This is a genomic window from Prevotella heparinolytica, assembly GCF_002998535.1.
Classification (GTDB): Bacteria; Bacteroidota; Bacteroidia; order Bacteroidales; family Bacteroidaceae; genus Bacteroides; species Bacteroides heparinolyticus.
On record NZ_CP027234.1, the window covers coordinates 2,964,364 to 2,983,730 of the forward strand.

Sequence of the window (19,367 nt, forward strand, 5' to 3'; positions counted from 1 at the left end):
GCTTTCTTTAGTTGAAGTATTTCTCAATTTTCTTAATCATCATACTCAGGCAGAATACCACTACATGGTCGCCCGGCTTTATCTCTGTATTACCCGTTACGACCAGACCCTCGCCGTTTCTGATTAGTCCTCCGATGGTGGTTCCTTTCGGTAAACCGAGGTCTTTTACCGGATGTCTGGTTATTTTGGAGCCTTCTTTCACCGTGAACTCCGCCACGTCAGCGTTGGCAAAGGTCAGACTTTTTACGTTGCTTACGTCCGCATCCAGCATCATCTGGTAGATGTGGCTGGCGGCAATCATTTTCTTATTGATCACGGTGCCGATGTCCAGGCTCTCCGCCATGCCTATATAGTCGATATTCTCCACTTCCGCCACCGTCTTGCTCACTCCCATGCGTTTGGCTGCCAGACAGGCAAGAATATTGGTCTCGGAATTCCCGGTCAGAGCCACAAAAGCCTCTGTATTGGCCAGCCCCTCTTCGAGGAGCAGATCCATGTCGCGGCCGTCTCCATTGATAATCATGGTTTTGTCGTCCAGCAATTCTGTCAGGCGGTTGCAGCGAGGCAGATCGTTTTCCACGATCTTCACCTGCATGTAGTCGGGCACATACTGCGCCGTACGCACGGCAATCCGGCTACCTCCCATAATCATCACGTTGCGTACGTCGGCATAGTCTTCCTTGCCGGTTATCTTGCGGATGTAGGGGATGTATTTCCGGGTAGTGGTGAAGTAGACAATGTCATACAACTTGATGGTGTCGTTGCCTCGTGGGATGAGGGTTTCACCACCGCGTTTAATGGCTACTATGTGATAGGGCAGTTCCGAGTTTCCCAATTCGTACAGGGGTATGTCCAGTATTTCAGCTTTCTCGCGCATCTTGGCACCGATCAGTATGAGGGCTCCTCCACAGAACTCCCACCATTGGCGCACCCAGCTCATTCGGATGGACGATACGATCTCTTTGGCGGCAAGCATTTCGGGGTAAATCAGCGAGTCTACTCCCAGCGTCTTGAAAAACTCTTTGTTCTTGGGCAGCAGATATTCGTAATTGTCAATGCGTGCCAGGGTCTTTTTTGCACCAAGGTTGGTTGCCAGCATACAGGCAGTCATGTTTCGGCTCTCATCCGGAGTGACGGCAATGAATAGGTCAGCTTCACCCGTACCCACTTCTTTCAAACCTTTTATGGAGGTGGGCGATGCGGTGACTGTCATCAAGTCGAAGTTGGAGCTTAGTGTGCTCAACCTCTCTTCATCGTCGTCCATCAGGATAATGTCCTGCTTTTCGCGAGACAGTAATTTGGCCAAGTGTGTGCCTACTGCACCTGCGCCTGCAATGATTATCTTCACTTTTCTATTTCTTAATTAATTCTTTATAGATTCCTTCCTCATCCATTTTGCACAGATGATACAACTCTTGCACCGTGCCGTGCTCTATGAACGTATCGGGCACGCCAATCCGCTCTACCTGCGGGGTGTAGTCATGGTCGGCCATGAACTCCAGTACCGCGCTGCCCATGCCGCCTGTACGCATACCGTCTTCTATGGTGATGATGCGCCGGAAATTCCTTCCTGCCTCATGCAGTAAATCTTCGTCCAGGGGTTTGAGAAAACGCAAGTCATAGTGTGCAATGGAGATACCGTTCTCTTTCTCGGCACGCCCGATTGCACGTGCAGCGATATTGCCTATGGGACCGAGCGTGATGACGGCAAGGTCTTTCCCTTCCTTCAGCCTGCGCCCTTTGCCTACGGGAATTTCTTCCAGCGGACAGCGCCAGTCGGGCAATACGCCACGCCCGCGGGGATAGCGGATGACGAAAGGGCCCTTGTTCGGGAGTTGTGCCGTGTACATCAGCCGCCGCAACTCATGCTCATCCATTGGCGAAGAGATGGTCAGGTTGGGGATGGGACGGAAATAAGCAAGGTCGAAAACCCCGTGATGGGTAGGGCCGTCTTCGCCTACCAGTCCGGCACGGTCGAGACAGAGGACTACGGGGAGTTTCAGCAAGGCAATATCATGAATTACGTTGTCGTAAGCCCGTTGCATGAAAGAAGAATAGATATTGCAGAAAGGTTGCAGCCCTTCTTTGGCCATTCCGCCGGAGAAAGTGGCGGCATGCCCTTCGGCAATACCCACATCGAAAGCGCGCTGGGGCATGGCTTCCATCAACTTGTTCATGGAACAACCGGTGGGCATGGCGGGAGTGACACCTACAATCTTTGGATTCTGTTCGGCCAGTTCCAACAAAGTCTCGCCGAACACATCCTGGAAGAGGGGGGGGAGGTTGCTGGTGTCTGTAGTGATACGTTTGCCTGTCTCCGGATTGAACTTGCCGGGAGCATGCCAAATATCCGGTGCTTTTTCGGCAGGTTCGAAGCCTTTTCCTTTCACGGTATGCAGGTGCAGTATCTTGGGGCCTTTCATCCCTCTGATGTCTCGCAGAATGCGTGCGATGTTCTTCACGTCATGTCCGTTGACGGGGCCAAAGTAACGGATATTCATTCCTTCGAAAATATTCTGCTGTTGGGCAGCCATGGATTTCAGGCTGTTGGCAAAGCGTATGAGCGCTTTGCGACGCTCTTCGTTCAAGACGCCTATCTTGAATAATAGTTTGGATATTCTGAAGCGTAACTGATTGTACCGGTTGCTGGTTGTCAAGTTAAAGAGATACTGTTTCATCCCTCCTACGCTATGGTCTATGGCCATGTCATTGTCGTTGAGGATGATGAGCAGATTGTTCGGAGTAGACGACACATTATTCAGACCTTCAAATGCCAGCCCGCCACTCATGCTTCCGTCACCGATGACTGCCACCACATGACGGTCTTTTTCTCCTTTCTTTTCGGCTGCCACTGCCATGCCGAGAGCTGCCGAGATGGAGTTTGAGGCATGTCCGCAGGTGAATGTATCATATTCGCTTTCTTCCGGTGAGGGGAAAGGACGAATACCTTTGAACTTCCGGTTGCTGGAAAAGACGTCGCGGCGTCCGGTCAGGATTTTGTGCCCGTAAGCCTGATGTCCCACGTCCCACACGATGCGGTCGTAGGGGGTATTATAAACGTAATGCAGGGCAACCGTGAGTTCTACCGTACCCAAAGAGGCGGCGAAATGTCCCGGATTGCATGAAACTTCCTTGATGATGTCTTGTCTCAACTCATCGCAGACCTCCGGTAGCTGATTGACGCTGAGACGGCGTAAATCTTCGGGAGAGTCAATCGTTTTGAGCAAGTTATATGCTGTAGGTTCTTTTTCCATCACTAGTTTGAAAGATTACGTTATGCAAAAATAGTAAAAGAAAACAGATAGAGGGAGGTTTTAGCGGAAAAAAGTGAATCCCCTTGCTCCGGCTTCCACTGTTGTGATGCAGGGGGCGGAGCAAGGGGATGATTATGCTTCTGCTTATGTTATAAGTGAAGTTGCTTTGGAAGATTAATACACTTTTCCGTTTATCGGTTCATTGTACCATGAAGCAGCTGCCGTAGCATCATTTGCCCATGCTGCAAAACCTGCATAAGCTTCCGTGATGACAACACGTTCTTTCGGCCATTTCCAGTTACTGCTTGCTATGCGGATGCCGTAAGGCACATCACCGGGTTTGAAGCCATCGGTGAAGTTAGGTATATGTCTTTCGATGCTTCCGTCTGTGATATAGAAGTCGCCATGTTCTGTCAAGGTGAAATTGCTTGCCACCTCAACGGTTATTTTTTTCTCTGTTCCGGTTGCTGTGCCGGTGTTGACAAGCGTACCTGCCGCAACACCCAAAGCCTCATGTACGTCGGCAAAGAGAGTCTGCTTCTGTCCGCTGTTGTTGAAACCTACCGCCAGCTTTTTTGTTGCTCCGGCAGCTTTCAGGGTTACGTCTATCACTTTCTTTCCATTCTTGTCGTAGGGGACAGATACATAGAGCACTACGTCGTTGAAGTCATAGTCGCCCACTTCCTTCATCATGTCTTCGAATGCGTAAGCGTAGGTTGCCGGAGTATCGTTGCCACCATTGTCTGGCTTGCTGTTGTAACCGGGATTACAATTAGAAGACGGGATGCTGATTTCTGCATTGTCGGCACCGGTCAGTTGGGCATCTCCTTCCCAAATGATATAATGTACGCTGCCGGAAAGGCCATCCTCGAAATGGTCGTTACAAGCCACGTATAGTTTACCATGATAGCCGATGGTATTTCCTTGTCCGTGTTTGTTTTGAACAGCTTTCCCAATTTTCAATACAGCGAAATCTTGGGCAGTAGCGTAGAATCCACCTTTATTGTAATTGTATGTGGCAGTACCTTTCACATTAAAGAAAGCCTTGCCTCCCATCACTACGCTTGCATTGTCCAAATACAAACTTCCGCATTCTGTATAAGCGCCTCCGTCCATCTTGAAAGCATTATTGGTAGTAGTAGATGAAGTATTTATTCTGAATTCATCTTCAACGTATAATTGGCAAGCGTTCAGTAGGTTGGAACTTGATGCCTCAATCTCCATTGTCTTGGTCTTGAAGTTACCCTGATTTTCCCATTTTTGATTAGTGCTACTTAAATGAGTCTTACCTGATATTGTAACTGTGCCGCTATTGTAGAAAGAACTGGAGCCTTGTGTCTCGAATGAAGAAGCAGTCATGGCTTCTTCGTTTACGAGAAGAGAATTGTAATTGGCAACAGTTACGGCATTTGTGACAGTGAGTGTGCCGTTGTTGTAAATATAGCCGCTTCCTGCTATATCCAATCTTTCGGTTTCTATTGTACCGGCATTATAGATTTTCGAATTAGAAGCTTGCAATTGTCCACTTTAAAGGATAAGTTTAGCATCTTTGCCAACGCTGATTACAGAACCGGATTGTCCTAATGAGTATCCGGAAGATGTCAAAGTAAGGGTTGCTCCGGAAAGTATATATAGCTTGGAGTTTTGCCCGATATACAGAGAACTTAACGTTACGTTTTCCGTGACATACATATTGGCATTGCTCCCCCAATTGTTGATGGAACTTACAGATGCCTTGATTTCATAATTCCCACTTGTTCCGATTTGTCCGTTTGTTTGTTGCAAGCCCAACTGTTTCACGGTTTCTCTTGTAGGGAACTGAGAAGCATCCGGTGCCGTGAAAGTAACGACAGTAGCTGTAGCTCTTGTTCTAACCGTGCCGGCGATATTGTTCACTCCCCCGAAAGAAACGACCATCTTGCTGTTTTCAACTAAAACAGGTTTTACCGAGCTATATCCCTTGCTGTCTACTTTCATCACATATACATACTGCTGCGCAGCCGGAATATCGAACTCAAAGCTTGCTGTTTTTCCATTGCTTACAGAGGTTGTGGCAAGCAGTGCAGCTTTACTGTCTTTGTTGTATGGATTGGCTGTATATACTTTAATGGTGTAAACTTCACCGGCTGTTTCGTTTACTGATACGGTCGCTTTGCAAACCGAACTTGTTTCCCAAGTCTGGTTAGGGTCAATGTCTTTTACGGGAAAAGCTTTTTTTGCTTGTTCCTTAATGGCGTCAGGATTGTAAACATCGTTTGATGAGTCACACCCTATGAATGTGAAAATTCCTCCGATAGCTAATATCGGCAGGATGCGGAAAAAATTCATCTTTTTACTTCTCATAATAATCCTATTGTATAAAATAATGTTGCATTATATAACTTGTTTCGCTCATAATGAGTGAATTTCATGCTGCAAATATACGAATTATATTATTAATAGAATCAAATAATCAACTTTATTGTTTAGATAATCAATATTTTTAGCAAATAAAGTATGTTTGCTTCATATCTTCTCCGTACCAACTCTGTATCAGGTTCGTTTCTATAGATACCTGAATTCTAAGACCTCAGGTATAGATATGGAGGAGGTGCAGAGTTGGTACGCCTCGGATAAGGATCGGGTGACCGGTCGAGGGCATTTTGCTATATGGACTTTTTTTATGGGAGAATGGTTCGGTGAGATGAATTATTTTTTCTAATTTTGTGTGTATAGAAGCGAAAAGTAAACTTGAAATGGCATTTTTTTATACTGCGACCGATATTCCCGATAATCTGCCTCGTTTGACACAGGCTGACCGTTTGATGCTGCTCGGCTCTTGTTTTGCTGCCAACATGGGGAGTAGGCTTCAGGATGCCAAATTTCATTGTGAGGTCAACCCCTATGGCGTGCTTTATAACCCGTATTCTATTTCTGCCGCTTTGCGTGAAATGCTGAGCGGGAAAGAATATGCGCAGGAAGATTTATTCCGATATCGCGGGCTTTGGCATAGCGCCATGCATCACGGCATGTTTTCGGCGGAAAAAGCAGAAGATGTGCTGGAGGGTATTAACCGGTGTTTGAAGAATGCCCGTGGAGTTTTGAAGAACGGCCCGGATTGCCTGCTCATCACTTTTGGCACCGCCTGGGTGTACGAAGAGAAAGCGACCGGCAGAGTGGTGGGCAATTGCCACAAGCTGCCGGAAAGGGAATTTACCCGTAGGAAACTCTCTGTGGAGGAAATTGTGTCAGACTATACTTCCTTATTATCCGAGATGTGGGTGAGTAATCCGAACCTAAAGGTATTGTTTACCGTCAGCCCCATACGCCATATACGCGACGGTATGCATGCCAGCCAGCTAAGTAAGGCTACATTGCTGCTGGCTATTGATGCTCTGCAAAAGACTTTTGTTGAAAATGTTTTTTACTTCCCGGCTTATGAGTTGCTGCTCGACGAGTTACGCGACTATCGTTTCTATGCCGAGGATATGGTGCATCCGTCCGAAGTGGCTGTGCGTTATATTTGGGAACGTTTCTCGAAGGCTTGTTTCACCACAGAAGCATTGCAAATAATGGAAGAAAGTGAAAACATACGTAAATCATTGTCTCATAAACCATTCTATCCATCCTCCGATGAGTATAAGCGTTTTTTAGGACAAATCGTGTTAAAAATAGACCAACTTAACGGAAAATATCCGTACTTAGATTTTCAAAATGAGAGAGAGATATGTCATACTCGATTGAAAGCATAACTGAAAGTATCGGTGCGCGGCGTGTGGGGAATGCGCCGGCTACCATAGATTGGCTGCTTACCGACAGCCGTTCCTTGAATTTCCCCGAAGAAACGTTGTTTTTTGCTTTGACTACGAAACGAAATGACGGTGCACGTTATATCGCAGATTTGTATACCCGTGGAGTACGTAATTTTGTCGTTGGAGAAGAGGGCTTTGAGTATATTAAAAAAGAGCAGCCGGCAGATGCCAATTTTTTAGTGGTTTCCAATCCACTGAAAGCCTTGCAGAGGTTGGTGGAACTGCATCGAACCCGATTTCAAATTCCGGTTGTCGGCATTACCGGAAGTAACGGTAAGACCATTGTAAAAGAATGGCTGCATCAATTGCTCAGTCCCGAACGTGCCATTGTGCGCTCGCCTCGCAGTTACAATTCCCAGATAGGGGTGCCCTTGTCCGTATGGCAGATGAACGAGCAGTCGGAACTTGCCATCTTTGAGGCGGGTATATCGGAACCGGGAGAAATGCGTACATTGCAAAATATCATCAAACCCACCATCGGGATCCTTACCAATATAGGAGGGGCTCATCAAGAGAATTTCTTCTCTTTGCAGGAGAAGTGCATGGAGAAACTTCTGCTATTCAAAAACTGCGATGTGGTGATTTACAATGGCGATGACGAGTTCATCAGTAACTGCGTGGCAAAGTCGATGCTTTCTGCACGTGAGATTGCATGGAGCCGGAAAGACATGGAGCGTCCTCTATATATAAATAAGGTGGAAAAGCAGGAAAACTGTACCGTAATCTCTTATCGGTATCTGGAGATGGACAATACATTTACATTGCCGTTTATCGATGATGCCGCTATTGAGAACTCGCTGAACTGTCTGGCAGCCTGTCTTTATCTGATGCTTCCTGCCGAACTGATAACAGAGCGTATGGCAAAATTGGAGCCTGTGGCCATGCGCCTGGAAGTGAAGGAAGGGAAGAACAACTGCCTGCTGATCAACGATAGTTACAATTCGGATCTTGGTTCGCTGGACATTGCCCTCGACTTCCTTTACCGTCGTTCACTATCCAAAGGTCTGAAACGAACATTGATCCTTTCTGATATCTTGGAGACCGGACAGAATACCTCAACCCTTTATCGTCAGGTAGCGCAGTTAGTGAGCAGTCGGGGCATTGAACGCATCATTGGTGTGGGCAGCGAGATATCTTCGTGTGCCACGCGTTTTAATATAGAGAAAGCGTTTTATCCCGACACGGCAACTCTGATGAGTGCGATTGCACAGGGCGAACTTCCTCTTGAGAATGAAATAATTTTGATAAAAGGTGCGCGTAAGTTCGGTTTTGATGCCTTGACGGAAATGCTGGAGAAGAAAGTGCACGAAACGATACTGGAGGTCAATCTTGGTGCCATGATAGCTAATCTGAACTATTACCGCAGCAAGCTGAAACCCGAAACCAAGATGGTGTGCATGGTGAAGGCCTCTGCTTATGGCGCCGGATCTTATGAAATAGCCAAGACGTTGCAAGAGCATCGTGTGGATTACCTTGCTGTGGCGGTTGCCGATGAAGGTTCGGAACTCCGTAAGGCGGGTATTACGGCCAACATCATCATCATGAATCCGGAGATGACCGCTTTCAAGACAATGTTCGATCATAAGCTGGAGCCGGAGGTATATAGCTTCCATCTGCTGGATGCTTTGATTAAAGAGGCGGAGAAGGAAGGTATAACAAACTTCCCTGTTCACATCAAGCTGGATACGGGGATGCACCGGCTGGGCTTCGCTCCCTCGGATATTCCCCGGCTGGTCGAAAGACTGAAAGGACAAGACGCCGTTATTGCCCGTTCTGTTTTCTCCCATCTTGTTGGGAGTGATTCACCGCAGTTCGATGCTTTTACACGTCGGCAGATTGAGACATTCGAATCGGCTTCGGCATGCTTGCAGGAGGCTTTCCCGCATAAGATACTCCGGCATATCTGCAATTCAGCCGGTATCGAACGCTTCTCCGGAGCACAGTTCGATATGGTACGTCTGGGTATCGGTCTTTATGGTATCAGCCCTATCGATAATTCCATCCTGAATAATGTAAGTACGCTGAAGACCACCATCCTCCAGATACGCGATGTCCCCGAAGAAGATACCGTAGGGTATAGCCGGAAAGGGCATCTTGCCCGTCCATCGCGCATCGCTGCCATCCCCATCGGTTATGCCGACGGCTTGAACCGTCATTTGGGCAACGGTAATGCCTATTGCTTGGTGAATGGCAAGCGGGCGGTGTATGTAGGCAATATCTGCATGGATGTCTGCATGATTGATGTGACCGATATTGACTGTAAGGAGGGCGACAGTGTGGAAATCTTCGGTGATAATTTACCGATAACGGCTCTTTCTGACGTACTTGACACGATTCCTTATGAGGTACTGACAAGTGTGTCTACACGGGTGAAGAGAGTCTATTATCAAGATTAGGGAGGAACATTAGGGCGTGTTGTTGCCGAAAACCATATTAAATTTTATCTTTGCATCAAATTAAATTCGATACAGTTATGACGAACTTTCTTTTATTGGGGCTTCTGCCCAGTGGTTCTGAGTGGATTATCATCGCGTTGGTCATTTTGCTGCTCTTTGGTGGCAAGAAGATTCCCGAATTGATGCGCGGCTTGGGCAAAGGCGTGAAAAGCTTCAAGGACGGTGTGAACGAGGCAAAAGAGGAAATCAATAAAGCCAAGGACGATTTGGATAAACCGGCAGAGGAGAAATAGTAATCTGTGCATCTACATGGCGGAAAAAGAACTGACGTTTTGGGATCATCTGGACGAACTGCGTCGTGTGCTGTTTCGTGTGCTCGGTGTATGGTTTGTATTGGCTGTGGGTTACTTCATTTTCATGCCTTATCTGTTCGATAAGGTGGTATTGGCTCCTTGTCATAGCGATTTTCTCTTCTATGACTTGTTGCGCTGGATAGGAAATGAGTTGAATTTGCAGGATGAGTTTTTTACACAAGAGTTTCATGTGAAGCTTGTCAACATCAATCTTGCCGCGCCATTCTTTGTACACATGTCCACCGCTTTCTGGATGTCGGTGGTGACGGCAGCGCCTTATCTCTTCTATGAAGTGTGGCGCTTTGTCAGTCCGGCCCTTTATCCCAACGAGCGCAGGGGGGTGAAGAAAGCCTTGTTCATCGGTACGCTGATGTTTTTTGTCGGTGTGTTGCTGGGCTATTTCATGGTCTATCCGCTAACTTTGCGCTTCCTTTCCACTTATCAGTTGAGCGCAACCATCGAGAATCAGATCTCATTAAATTCGTATATCGATAACTTTATGATGCTGATACTCTGCATGGGGCTGGCGTTCGAATTGCCGTTGGTGACGTGGTTGCTGTCTCTGCTGGGCTTGGTGCACAAGACGTTTTTGCGGAAATACCGCCGTCATGCCATTGTCTTCATTGTGATTGCTGCGGCCGTCATCACTCCTACGGGCGACCCGTTCACTTTGTCCGTGGTGGCTATTCCGCTCTATTTGCTCTATGAATTGAGCATTCTGATGATAAAGGACAAACCACATTCTCTGACTCATGAAGAATGAGGTGGGGGAATATTATGAGTTGTTGCTGACGGTTTGTAAAGAAGAAACCCTTCCTCCGAATGTCTGTTATCGGCGTATGCGGGAGCTGCTGGAGCAGTTGTGCCGCACGCAGATGGAAGACGGAAGCCTGCAAATGACTGACCTTTCGGCACGAATCAGTTTCGTGGCGTCGAAGGTAGGTCTTACTGTTGCGGAGCAGAACCGTCTCCATACGTTCCGGCTGACTTCGAATGCGGTGATGAACCGCCGGCTTGAACCTCAGCGCGAGTCGTTGCTGCGTGATGCCAAAACGTTAGCCTTCTTCATCAAACGGCTGACGGGGGAAGATATTCCGTCCGAATTGTATGGCTTGCTGCCTCAGGCGGATGCCACCTATCTTGTCGCTCTTCCCGCCAGACAGCGTGTGAAGCGTATGCGTGTCTGTTTCCAGTATTCGGATGAGACTTATTTGTATGTCTTGCCTGTGGATGCCGTGACCAATGAGCCGTTGCGTGTTCGCTACAACCTGCCCCGGATTAACGAAGAGTTTGCCGAAACCTGCCGGCTTTTGTGGAGGCATGCACAGATCAACCTGCTGGATGTAGCGGTAGACGAGGACGGCATACTTACTCCTTCATTTATCATATTGGAGCCCGATTATCTGATAGACATCAGTTCTTTGGCCGAATGCTTCAGGGAGTACGGGCATCATCCTGCCAATTATCTGCTGGCACGTCTGCAATCACCCGATAATACCCGCCCGTTGTTGCTGGGTAACATTGCCAATCTTTTTCTGGATGAATGGATTCATGCTGAGGAGGCACCCGACTATCTGGCCTGTATGAAGAAAGCCTTCCGCTCCTATTCCATCGAACTGGCGGCATGCGCCGATTTGCACGATAGGGAAAAGGAAGCCGAATTCTTTGCAGACTGCAAGCGGCATTTTGAGAATATCCGCCGTACCGTGACGGAAACCTTCCGGGAACCGGGCTATGAGCTGGAGCGGACAGATGCGGTGTTGGAACCTTCGTATATCTGTGAGGCGCTGGGATTGCAGGGGCGGTTGGACTATATGCAGAGGGATATGTCGTCGTTCATCGAAATGAAATCGGGCAAGGCTGACGAATATTCCATCCGTGGCAAGATTGAGCCTAAAGAAAACAATAAGGTGCAGATGCTGCTTTATCAGGCTGTACTGGAGTATGCCATGGGGATGGATCACAGGTATGTGAAGGCCTATCTGTTCTATACCCGCTACCCGTTGCTTTATCCGGCGCGCCCTTCGTGGGCAATGGTGCGCCGCGTGATGGATGTGCGCAATCGTATTGTAGCTGCCGAATACGCTATTCAGCTGCGCAACAGTCCGCAATATACGGCCGAACGCTTGAAGGATATCAATCCCGCTACCTTGAACGAGCGGCATCTGGACAATGTGCTCTGGAAGCGTTTCCTCTATCCTTCCATCAATGCCGTGGCACACCGGATTCGTTTGCTTTCACTGTTGGAACAAAGCTATTTCTATACATTATATAATTTCATAACCAAGGAACTCTATACTTCCAAGTCGGGCGATATCGACTATGAAGGGCGCACAGGCGCCGCTTCGCTTTGGCTCTCTACGCTGGCGGAGAAGTGCGAGGCCGGGGAGATTCTGTACGACTTGCAGATTCGGGAAAACCGTGCTGCGGCTGTGCGTAAACCTTATTTGTTGCTGGCCTTGCCTGCTCCTGTTTGCGAATCTTCCCCGGCAGATGCAGCCGGAACAGGGTGGGGTGTTTCTTCCTCTTCACTGTCGGCGCCGGTTCTCCCTAATTTCCGGCAAGGCGATGCGGTGGTGCTTTACGAACGAAATACGGATGTCGACAATGCGACCGATAAGATGGTATTCAAAGGTAATATAGAGCATATTTCTGATGATGAGGTACGCATCCGCCTTCGTGCCACCCAGCAGAATGCGGGCGTGCTGCCTACCGATAGTCGCTATGCCATTGAACACGACCACATGGACACCTCGTTCCGGAGCATGTATCTGGGGCTATCGGCTTTTCTTTCTGCAACGCAGAGGCGGCGCGATTTGTTGCTGGGGCAGCGTCTGCCCGAATCCGATCCTTCTTTCGATGAAAAGATTGCTACGGCCCCGGATGATTTTTCCCGAATTATCATGAAAGCCCGTGCCGTCAGGGATTATTTTCTGTTGGTCGGCCCTCCGGGCACGGGGAAAACCTCCCGTGCATTGCGTGGCATGGTTGAGGCTTTTTACGGAGAGGGTAAACAGGTCTTGCTGCTCTCTTATACCAATCGAGCCGTTGATGAAATAAGCAAGGCGTTGGCTGCCATCACGCCCGAAATAGATTTTATCCGTATCGGCAGCGAGTTGTCTTGTGACGAGACGTTCCGGCCTCATTTGATGGAGAATGTACTGGAGGCATGCTCCACCCGTAGGCAAGTGCAGGAGCGCATTGCCCGTTGCCGTGTGTTTGTCGGCACGGTTGCCACACTTTCTGCCAAAACCGAGCTTTTCCGGCTGAAAACCTTCGATGTGGCTATTGTGGACGAGGCGACCCAGATTTTGGAACCGCAGCTTCTGGGACTGCTGTGTGCCCGTAACCCCGCCGGCGAGGATGCCATAGGCAAGTTCATTCTGATAGGCGATCATAAGCAGCTTCCGGCTGTGGTGTTGCAATCTTCTGTACAGTCGGAGGTGGGCGATGAAGCCTTGCGAGCCGTGGGGCTGTATAATCTGAAAGATTCCCTGTTTGAACGTTTGTATCGGAATCTTCTTCAAAAGCCAGGCTTCGCTTTGCCTTTTTTCGATATGTTGTGCCGTCAGGGACGTATGAATGTGGAGGTGGCGGCTTTTCCCAACCGGGCTTTCTACGGAGGCTTGTTGCAACCTGTCGGTCTGCCTCATCAGCAAGGAGAACTTATTCTTTCTCCCGAATTGTGCGACAGTGAGTTTGCTCCATTGCTGACTCGCCGTGTGGCTTTTTTGCCTTCCGAAGCGGAACCGTCGGTGCAGTCTGCCAAAGTAAATCATTCGGAGGCACGGATTGTCGCCCGTCTGGCAGAAGCCGTCTATCGTCAATATGCCGGCTCTTCCGGTTTCGATGCTTCTGGCACTTTGGGCATCATTACCCCTTACCGCAGTCAGATAGCCCTGATAAAGAAAGAATTGGCCGCTATGTGTGTGCCTGCTCTGAATGATATACTTGTAGATACGGTAGAACGCTTTCAGGGCAGCGAACGGGATGTCATTATCTACTCTTTTTGCGTGAATCGCGCTTACCAACTGAAATTCCTTGCTAATATGACGGAAGAGAACGGTGTTCCGATTGACCGGAAGCTGAATGTTGCCCTTACCCGCGCCCGCAAGCAGATGTTCATGACGGGAGTGGTGTCGCTGCTGAAGCTGAACTCCGTCTATTCTGAACTGTTGAAGTCGATGGGCTATGAATAGGGTTGAGATGCTGTATTTTTACGCTCGAATCAAAGAAACGCAATACCATGATACAGATGTTCAATATTCTATCTTATTTCATTGCTGTCCATTAAAACATTTTCTAGTGTATAAAATTTAGGGCTGATACTTCGTGAGTGAATTATCAGCCCTTTGGGTTATCTTTGACAGCCTAAACTCGTGAGCTTGCTGCCCAACGATTTTGACATGGCACTTGAAACCATCGTGGAAATATACCGCAAACGATGGCTCATAGAGTCACTCTTCACGCAAATCAAGCAGAATTTCCCTCTCAGATACTTTTATGGAGAAAGTGCCAACGCCATCAAGATACAGGTTTGTGCGACACTCATAGGCAATCTGCTTATGACACTCCTGCAAAGACGACTTACACAGCCTTGGAGTTTCTCGGGATTAGCCACGATGGTAAGAATCGTCCTGATGTACTACATCAATATGGATACGTTCTTCGAACGACCTGACGAAGACTTGAAATTACTCCTAAAACAAACATCGGAAGAACCTCTGGAAGAAGAGAATTTGATATAAGGAAGCTTTTCCAAAAGCAGAAATACTCCCAACACGTAATAGTTAATGGGTTGGGAGTAGATAATTATGGTTTAGCGGACAGTAATAGTTTGGAATATCCCTGCTTATCAACTGTGATGTCTTGGTGACGTTGTCGTTTTATGGCGGCATGTTTTACAGACTCTTTCTGAGAATCTCGATGATTTCTTCACGATTCAGTTTGTGATAACCGCTGTCGAAGATGATGGTGCTGTCTGTTATTCCTTCGAGCATCTCCTCCGTTACGCCAAGTTCTTTGATACTGAGCACTACACCTATTTCACGCATCCAGCTTTCCAGGGCAGCCAATCCTTCTTCTGCCACCTGCCGGTCATTCTTCCCTTCCGGACGGATGTCCCAAACGGCTGTGGCAAACCGGCGGAGCTTATCTGTGGCATAAGGCAGAATATGGTGATAGTAAGGCAACGAGACGGCGGAGAGTGTCATGCCGTGGGTGGCATCCGTGTGAGCTCCGATGGCTTGGCCTATCATGTGTACCATCCAGTCTTGCCGCTTGCCGCATCCGACAAGTGTGTTGAGTGCCCATGTCGCTGTCCACATGATGTTGGAGCGTGCCTCGTAATCTTCGGGATTTTTAACCGCAATGCGGCTGGAGTGAATCAGAGAGCGCATCAGTCCTTCATTCAGATAGTCGCTGGTGTTGTCGTCGGTATTGGAGAAGTATTGCTCCATGAGGTGCGACATGATGTCGAAGAATCCGGCCACCATCTGATAGCGGGGCAGTGTATAGGTATATGTAGGGTTTAAGATAGAGAAGCGAGGCATCACACGCTCATCGAACACTTTGCCGATTTTCAGACTTTCGGCATGGTTGGTGATGACCGAACCGCCATTCATTTCAGACCCTGTACCTACCATTGTGAGAATGCTGCCTACCGGAATGATGCGACAATCAGGGTCTTCTTGACGTTTGTAATATTTTTTCCACGGATTTTCATTACACCACGCCGAAACACTCACGCCCTTGGCATAGTCGATGACCGAACCGCCACCTACGGCGAGGATAAGATCGACATTCTTCTCTCGTGCCAGTTTTGCTCCTTCGTACAGCTTCTCCACGGTGGGGTTGGGCATGACTCCCGGCAACTCCACAATTTGTTTACCTGCTCTGCCGAGAATATCGGTCACTTGGTTGTAGATGCCGTTGCGCTTGATGCTTCCACCGCCATAGGTGAGCAGTACCACAGGGCCATACGCTTTTAATTCTTCGGCCAAGAATTTCAGCGAGTCGTCGCCGAAATAAAGTCTTGTAGAATTTGAATACTTGAAATTGCCTAACATAGTTCTGTTTTTTTTTGAGGGGTCGTACATTTGTACGTTGGTTAATAATTTGATAATTTATAACTTTGATATAGGCATGGACAAAGACCGATTAAGGGGTGGTTCAAGAAACCGGGTTTAACGTTCAGTCCCCATGCCTTTACATCTGAAATCTGGATAGTTCGTTATACTTTTATTTTATCGGTCATTGGCAGACTTAGTATAAAGATACTGTGATTTTCTTGAAATCCGGTGTTTTACAAATCTTTTTTTCATGAATTCAAATTCCCCGGCGGGCAGCATCAAATCAATCTGCAAAAAGCTTATCTGGTAAGATATAAACGAATTTGCGAAATGTTTTCTTTTCTTATTTCTCGGATTATCATAACTTTGTGAATTTCATTTTTAGAAAAACAGATAAGGTTATGATGAAATGTATTCCCTTCATGTTGAGCTTGTTCTCGGCGTTTGTTTTTGCCGAACCGCTTTTTGCTTGCACTTCTGCCGTTGTCTCCGGCAAGGTTACTCCCGATGGCCGTCCGTTGTTGTGGAAACACCGCGATACAGACTTCCTACGGAATCATGTGGCTTATGTAAAAGGTGAGAAGTATGATTTCATTGCCGATGTGAATAGTAGTAATTTTCCGGAGCTGAAGGAAGCGTGGATTGGTACAAACACCGCAGGCTTTGCCTTGATGAACACCCAGTCTTACAATCTCGTTGAAGTAAAGGATGGGGAAGAGCGCGGTGTAGCCAATGGGCGTATCATTTATCGCGCTTTGGAGGTTTGTGCCACGGTAGAAGACTTCCGACATTTTCTTGACACCATTGCAAAGCCCAGCATGATAGAGGCGAACTTTGGTGTGATAGATGCCAAAGGCGGTGCGGCCTTGTTTGAGGTGGACTATTATAAATATACGATGTATGACGCCAATGATCCGAAAGATGCTCCTTACGGTTACATTGCCCGTACCAACTTCTCTTTCACGGGTAAAGTGAACGAAGGTGCAGGCTATGTGCGCTATATGGAGGCCGACCGAGTATTGATGAAGGCTTCGGCTACGGGAGGCGTCACTCCGCAAGGCATCTTCAATGACCTTTCGCGCTCATTTCGCAACTGCATGCTTGGCATCGATTTGAGGAGCGGTGATTTTAACTGTCCGAAGGGGGCGGGCTGGTTTGTCGATCATGATTTCATTCCACGTAGCGGCACTTCTTGTTCGGTAGTGGTGCAAGGCGTAAGGCCGGGCGAAAAGGCGGAGCTTACTACCATGTGGACACTCTTGGGCTATCCTCCTACGGGGATTGCCATACCTCTTTGGGTGAAAGGAGCCGACAGGTTGCTTCCTCCGATGGTGTGTTTGGACAAGAAACTTGCGGCTGCTCCGCTCAGCGATTGGTCTCTTCGTCTTGCCGACAACGTTTACTGCTACAAGCAGGGAATGGGGACAAATCGTTATTTGAATTGGGAAAGGTTGTATAGCCCGGCGAGGGGCGATGGGTATATGACACGGCTTGCACCCGTGGAGGAAGAAGTATTCAGGCTCACTGTGCCGGTGTTGGACAGTTGGCGTAGGCAAGGAGAAGTAAATGTGGATGAGATGAAAACATTATACCGGGAGCTTGAAAAACCGGTTCAAACTATTTATAAGTTACTGCTTGAATGAACCGCCATTTGATACTTGCAGGAGCGTAGGCTTACACTTGCACAAGCGAGAACTTACAGTACGGCTTCGGTCGAACTTACAGTACGGCTTCGGTCGAACTTACAGTACGGCTTCGGTCGAACTTACAGTACGGCTTCGGTCGAACTTACAGTACGGCTTCGGTCGAAGTTACTCACCTACAAGTGAGACCTTACACTTGCATAAGTGTAAAAACACTGATTTTCAGGGCGTATTTGTGGCGGAGGCGAGATATTCGATAATTTCCGTCTCTTGGTCCGGGTGAAACCAGCGGATTTCTTCATCCCGCTTGAACCAAGTCATTTGCTTACGAGAATAAATGCGGGAATTTTGCTTTATCTTTTCAATGGCGAACGGTAATGTCCATTCGCCGTCGATATACTTGAAGATTTCCTTATAACCTACTGTATTCAGTGCATTGAGCGCCCGGTAAGGGTAGACTTGCCGGGCTTCTTCTACCAGTCCGTCCGCTATCATTCGGTCCACACGGCGATTAATGCGGTCGTATAGCTCTTCGCGGTTGCGCGTCAAGCCTATCTTGATGATGCGGAAAGGGCGTTCCTTGATTCGTTGTGTGCGGAAGGATGTATAGGGCTTTCCCGTCATGTAGCAGATTTCCAAGGCATGGACTACGCGTTTGGGATTCTTCAGGTCTACTATCTTGTAATATTCCGGATCAAGGAGTTTTAATTCTGCGCACAATCTTTCCAAGCCTTCTGTCTCGTATCTGTGCAGCATCAGCCGGCGGGTTTCGGCATCTACGGTAGGAATATCGTCGATGCCTTTGCAGATGGCATCGACATACATCATCGAACCGCCGGTCAGCACTACGATGTCATGCTTGGTAAATAACGTTTCGAGGAGATTCAGTGTCTCTGCCTCATATTGGGCGGCACTATAATAGTCCGTCAGTTTCAGCATACCCACAAAGTGATGTTCCACCCGTTGAAGTTGTTCCGTAGTAGGGGCTGCTGTACCTATCTTCAAGTCGGCATAAAGCTGTCTTGAGTCAGCCGAGACAATACAAGTGTCGAATTGCTCTGCCAACCGGAGGCTTAGCTCCGTTTTTCCCACTCCGGTGGGACCGATAAGTACAATGAGGGTATGCATGTTGGCGGTAAAGGATAATTCGGGCACGGACTACGCGGACTTTACGGATTTAATTCATAAAAACCGTTCCATTCCGTGGAGGCCGTGCCCGATATTGTATTTCGATAAATTCAAAAACAGGCTCTTAATATCTGTCTTCCTCGTATGAACCGTCCGAAGAAGCACTGTCGTCAAAACCGCTGAATCCGTCCCTGTCGAAGTCTTCCATGTCGAAATCCTGATCTCCGTAGAAATTCTCGCCCAAATCAAGCGAACCTCCGCTTGCTGTCATTTCTTCGAAGTCAATGCTCTGTTTGGGGGCTTCGCCTGTTTTTTTGGTACACTTGGCTCCTTTCATGTCTTTTCCGGTGATGATTTCAGAAAGTTCGATGAAGAAGCAACGCTCCGTTATGTAGTCGAATACATACAGCAGTTTCTGCTTTTCTTCTTCAATCAGTTCGTTGAGGCGGGTATCTTTCATCACCCAGCTGTCTGTTTCCGGATTGTCATCCATTTCTTCCAAGGTGATTTCTTTTTCTTTCTCCCAGTCGTCGTCGCAGATGAAGAAAGAAGTCATCTGGTCATCGGCATACCCCGCCGACTGTAAAATAGCCTTGTGAAAGTCATAAAACGTAGCTTCCGGGTCTATCTGTATTTCTCTGACAAAATCGTCCACCTCGTCCGAGATGATTGTAAATCTGTAGATCATTTTGATGTATGATTTATAATATTAAAACAAGCTCTGAATCTTT

At 47.8% G+C, this 19,367-nt stretch carries 14 protein-coding genes; 7 read left to right on the top strand and 7 right to left on the bottom strand.

Annotated elements, in window-relative coordinates; all coding sequences use genetic code 11:
- Positions 1–7 precede the first annotated feature (7 nt).
- The 4 genes from trkA to C3V43_RS11810 all read right to left on the bottom strand — a co-directional run bounded on the left by trkA (position 8) and on the right by C3V43_RS11810 (position 5,597).
- The gene (gene trkA, locus C3V43_RS11795) at positions 8–1,348 is read right to left on the bottom strand and encodes a Trk system potassium transporter TrkA (RefSeq protein WP_106069973.1); all 1,341 of its coding nucleotides are present in this window, start codon (positions 1,346–1,348) and stop codon (positions 8–10) included.
- A 4-nt stretch (positions 1,349–1,352) separates the two neighbouring features.
- Positions 1,353–3,254 (bottom strand): 1-deoxy-D-xylulose-5-phosphate synthase, encoded by a 1,902-nt coding sequence (gene dxs / locus C3V43_RS11800; protein ID WP_106069974.1) that lies wholly within the window; start codon positions 3,252–3,254, stop codon positions 1,353–1,355.
- Between the two features lie 174 nt (positions 3,255–3,428).
- The gene (locus C3V43_RS11805; RefSeq protein ID WP_129588757.1) at positions 3,429–4,718 is read right to left on the bottom strand and encodes a DUF4842 domain-containing protein; all 1,290 of its coding nucleotides are present in this window, start codon (positions 4,716–4,718) and stop codon (positions 3,429–3,431) included.
- A gap of 63 nt (positions 4,719–4,781) precedes the next feature.
- Positions 4,782–5,597, bottom strand: a complete 816-nt coding sequence (locus tag C3V43_RS11810; protein ID WP_129588758.1) for a hypothetical protein — start codon at positions 5,595–5,597, stop codon at positions 4,782–4,784.
- A 392-nt stretch (positions 5,598–5,989) separates the two neighbouring features.
- Between C3V43_RS11810 and C3V43_RS11820 the strand changes: the two genes are divergently transcribed.
- The 6 genes from C3V43_RS11820 (at position 5,990) to C3V43_RS11845 (ending at position 14,542) form a co-directional block, all read left to right on the top strand.
- A complete protein-coding gene (locus C3V43_RS11820; RefSeq protein WP_106069978.1) occupies positions 5,990–6,985 on the top strand; it encodes a GSCFA domain-containing protein in 996 nt (331 codons plus the stop codon).
- Positions 6,961–9,441, top strand: coding sequence for a bifunctional UDP-N-acetylmuramoyl-tripeptide:D-alanyl-D-alanine ligase/alanine racemase (locus tag C3V43_RS11825; RefSeq protein ID WP_106069979.1), 2,481 nt, complete (start codon positions 6,961–6,963; stop codon positions 9,439–9,441). Before C3V43_RS11820 ends, C3V43_RS11825 begins: the two co-directional genes overlap by 25 nt.
- Before the next feature lie 77 nt (positions 9,442–9,518).
- Positions 9,519–9,734: a Sec-independent protein translocase subunit TatA/TatB gene (locus C3V43_RS11830; protein ID WP_106069980.1), complete on the top strand. Its 216-nt coding sequence runs from the start codon at positions 9,519–9,521 to the stop codon at positions 9,732–9,734.
- 16 nt (positions 9,735–9,750) lie between these two features.
- On the top strand, positions 9,751–10,557 hold the full coding sequence (gene tatC / locus C3V43_RS11835; protein WP_106069981.1) for a twin-arginine translocase subunit TatC: 807 nt from the start codon (positions 9,751–9,753) through the stop codon (positions 10,555–10,557).
- Entirely contained in the window at positions 10,547–13,993 is a 3,447-nt protein-coding gene (locus tag C3V43_RS11840) for an AAA domain-containing protein (protein ID WP_106069982.1), read from the top strand. The genes tatC and C3V43_RS11840 overlap by 11 nt, the downstream gene beginning before the upstream one ends.
- Before the next feature lie 207 nt (positions 13,994–14,200).
- Complete coding sequence (locus C3V43_RS11845) at positions 14,201–14,542, top strand: transposase (protein ID WP_235655846.1); 342 nt, start codon at positions 14,201–14,203, stop codon at positions 14,540–14,542.
- Positions 14,543–14,695: 153 nt separating this feature from the next.
- Here the strand turns inward: C3V43_RS11845 and C3V43_RS11850 are convergent, their stop codons facing one another.
- Entirely contained in the window at positions 14,696–15,862 is a 1,167-nt protein-coding gene (locus C3V43_RS11850; RefSeq protein WP_106070587.1) for an iron-containing alcohol dehydrogenase, read from the bottom strand.
- Between the two features lie 404 nt (positions 15,863–16,266).
- On the opposite strand from C3V43_RS11850, the gene C3V43_RS11855 reads away from it, so the two are divergent.
- A complete protein-coding gene (locus C3V43_RS11855; protein ID WP_106069983.1) occupies positions 16,267–17,508 on the top strand; it encodes a carcinine hydrolase/isopenicillin-N N-acyltransferase family protein in 1,242 nt (413 codons plus the stop codon).
- A 222-nt stretch (positions 17,509–17,730) separates the two neighbouring features.
- Here the strand turns inward: C3V43_RS11855 and miaA are convergent, their stop codons facing one another.
- Together miaA and C3V43_RS11865 are read right to left on the bottom strand one after the other, a co-directional pair.
- Positions 17,731–18,636 (bottom strand): tRNA (adenosine(37)-N6)-dimethylallyltransferase MiaA, encoded by a 906-nt coding sequence (gene miaA, locus C3V43_RS11860; RefSeq protein ID WP_106069984.1) that lies wholly within the window; start codon positions 18,634–18,636, stop codon positions 17,731–17,733.
- A 124-nt stretch (positions 18,637–18,760) separates the two neighbouring features.
- Positions 18,761–19,324, bottom strand: coding sequence for an IS1096 element passenger TnpR family protein (locus tag C3V43_RS11865; protein ID WP_106069985.1), 564 nt, complete (start codon positions 19,322–19,324; stop codon positions 18,761–18,763).
- Positions 19,325–19,367 lie beyond the last annotated feature (43 nt).